Source organism: Allostella sp. (genome assembly GCF_041913585.1).
In the GTDB taxonomy this organism is placed as follows: Bacteria; Pseudomonadota; Alphaproteobacteria; order ATCC43930; family Allostellaceae; genus Allostella.
Map to the genome: position 1 here is coordinate 1 of NZ_JAYSFE010000263.1, position 2,355 is coordinate 2,355.

A 2,355-nucleotide genomic window follows, 5' to 3' on the forward strand; every position below is an offset into this window, starting at 1 on the left:
GCCGGCCGCAATAGGGGCAGTCGATGGCGCCCGCGGGCAGGAGGTTGAGGAAGACCACGGGATGGCCGAGCGGGCCGTTGCCGCCGTCGCAGGCGACCGTCGGCTGTTCGGTCTCGATCACTTCGATGGGCGTCCCGGCCGGGGTGGTGCGGGGCGCGTCGCGGTGCAGCATGGCAGGTTCCGATGATGCGGCCCGCCGGCGAGAGGGCGGGGCCCGATTGACCCGAATTCGCGCCGGATGATACCGATGGCGCAACCGGAAGCCAATCTCCGGCCATCCCAGACCCCGGACCGGACTCCACGCCCGCGTGTACGCGCCGCAACCGCCGATCCCGATGCCCGGCAATGCCGTCGAGGTCTCCGGGCTGACGAAGACCTACGCCGCCCGGCGCAAGCAGCCGGCGAAGGAGGCCCTGCGCGGCGTCGACCTGACCATCCCCCGCGGCTCCATGTTCGGCCTGCTCGGCCCGAACGGGGCGGGAAAGTCGACGCTGATCGGCATCCTGGCGGGTCTCGTCCGCAAGACGGCGGGCCGGGTGCGCATCTGGGGCTACGACATCGACCGGCAGCCGCTGCATGCCCGCCAGGCGATCGGCGTGGTGCCGCAGGAACTGCACATCGACCCGTTCTTCACGCCGCGCGAGGCGCTGGAACTGCACGCCGGCCTCTTCGGGGTGCCGCCGGCGGAGCGGCGCACCGACGAGATCCTGGCCGCGCTCGGGCTCGCCGACAAGGCCGACGCCTACGCCCGCTCGCTCTCGGGCGGGATGCGGCGGCGGCTGCTGATCGGCAAGGCGCTGGTCCACGACCCGCCGGTGCTGGTGCTCGACGAGCCGACGGCCGGCGTCGACGTCGAGCTGCGGCAGCAGCTCTGGAGCCATGTCCGCACCCTGGCGGCGCGGGGCACCACGGTGCTGCTGACGACCCACTATCTCGAGGAGGCAGAGGCGCTCTGCGACCGGATCGCCATCATCGACGGCGGCCGGGTGGTCGCCTGCGACGAGACCGCGGCGCTGGTGCGGCGCCTCGACCGCAAGACACTGGTGGTGACGCTGGCCGATCCGCTGGCCCAGGTGCCGCCGGCACTGGCGGCCCTCGGGGCGGAGCTGACCGGGCCGCGCCGCCTCGCCTTCCGCTACCGGCCGAGCCGGACCCGGGCGCAGGACCTGCTCGGGGCATTGCAGGCGGCCGGGCTGGTGGCCGTCGACCTCACGACCGAGGAAGGCAGCCTCGAGGACGCCTTCCTCGCGCTGACGCGGCCGGCCGCCGCCGCGGCCGCATAGGGCGGGAATGGCGCGTGCCGCCGGCATCCTGGCCCTGGCGCTGCTGGCGGCGGTCGCCGGCTGCGCCCCGGGCTACGTGCTGCCGGGGCCGGCGGTGACCCGGGGAACGATCGAGAACCGGGAACTCGTCACCACCGACGGCCTGCGCCTGCCGATGCGGCTGTGGTCGCCCGACGGGCCGCCGCGGGCGGTCGTCGTCGCGCTGCACGGCTTCAACGACTACTCCGCGGCCTTCGAGATGCCGGCCCGCCACTGGGCCGCCCGCGGCGTCGCCACCTACGCCTATGACCAGCGCGGCTTCGGCGAGGCGCCCAACCGCGGGCGCTGGCCGGGCACCGACGCCTATGCCGGCGACGCCGCCACGGCACTCCGCCTGGTCCGCTCGCGCCATCCCGGGGTCCCGCTCTACCTGCTCGGCGAGAGCATGGGCGGGGCCATCGCCATGGTGACGATGACGGGACCGACACCGCCGGCGGCGGACGGCGTCATCCTGGTGGCGCCCGCGGTCTGGGGCCGGCAGACCATGGGCTTCGTCCAGCGCTGGGCGCTCTCCGCGGTCTCGACGGCGATGCCCTGGCTCAGCCTGTCGGGCAGCGGTCTCGGCTTCCGGCCGTCGGACAACGAGGCGATGCTGCGCGACTTCAGCCGCGATCCGCACGTCATCAAGGACACCCGCGCGGACACGGTCCGCGGCCTCGTCGATCTCATGGACGATGCCCTGGCGGCGTCGGCCCGGTTCGACGACCGGGCGCTCGTCCTCTATGGCGAGAAGGACCAGATCGTGCCCAGGGAACCGACCGCTCTCATGCTCTCGCGCCTGCCCGGGGCGGCCGACCGGCAGCGGGTCGCGGTCTATCCCGCCGGCTGGCACATGCTGCTGCGCGACCTCCAGGCCGAGGTGGTCTGGAACGACATCCTCGCCTGGATCGCCGACCCCGGGGCCGGCCTGCCGTCGGGGGCCGACCGCGACGCGCGCGGACGGCTCGCCCGCGACCGCACCTCCTGACCCGGCCCCGGGCCCCCGGGGGGTGGGGGGCGGGGGGGCGAAGTTGCCGCCACAGGGCCAACTTGG

3 protein-coding genes are annotated in these 2,355 nt (G+C 74.6%); 2 read left to right on the plus strand and 1 reads right to left on the minus strand.

Annotation, left to right across the window (positions count from 1 at the left end):
* Positions 1-172, minus strand: a 172-nt coding sequence (locus ACE3Q3_RS23965) for a zinc-finger domain-containing protein (RefSeq protein WP_374450317.1), incomplete at its 3' end; no start/stop codon positions are given.
* A gap of 163 nt (positions 173-335) precedes the next feature.
* Between ACE3Q3_RS23965 and ACE3Q3_RS23970 the strand changes: the two genes are divergently transcribed.
* Entirely contained in the window at positions 336-1,283 is a 948-nt protein-coding gene (locus tag ACE3Q3_RS23970) for an ABC transporter ATP-binding protein (RefSeq protein ID WP_374450319.1), read from the plus strand.
* A 7-nt stretch (positions 1,284-1,290) separates the two neighbouring features.
* Positions 1,291-2,289, plus strand: a complete 999-nt coding sequence (locus ACE3Q3_RS23975) for a lysophospholipase (protein WP_374450315.1) — start codon at positions 1,291-1,293, stop codon at positions 2,287-2,289.
* Positions 2,290-2,355 lie beyond the last annotated feature (66 nt).

Coding starts and splice junctions, on each gene's coding strand:
- ACE3Q3_RS23975 (WP_374450315.1), top strand. CDS start 1,291: ATGGCGCGTGCCGCCGGCATCCTGGCCCTGGCGCTGCTGGCGGCGGTC.
- ACE3Q3_RS23970 (WP_374450319.1), top strand. CDS start 336: ATGCCCGGCAATGCCGTCGAGGTCTCCGGGCTGACGAAGACCTACGCC.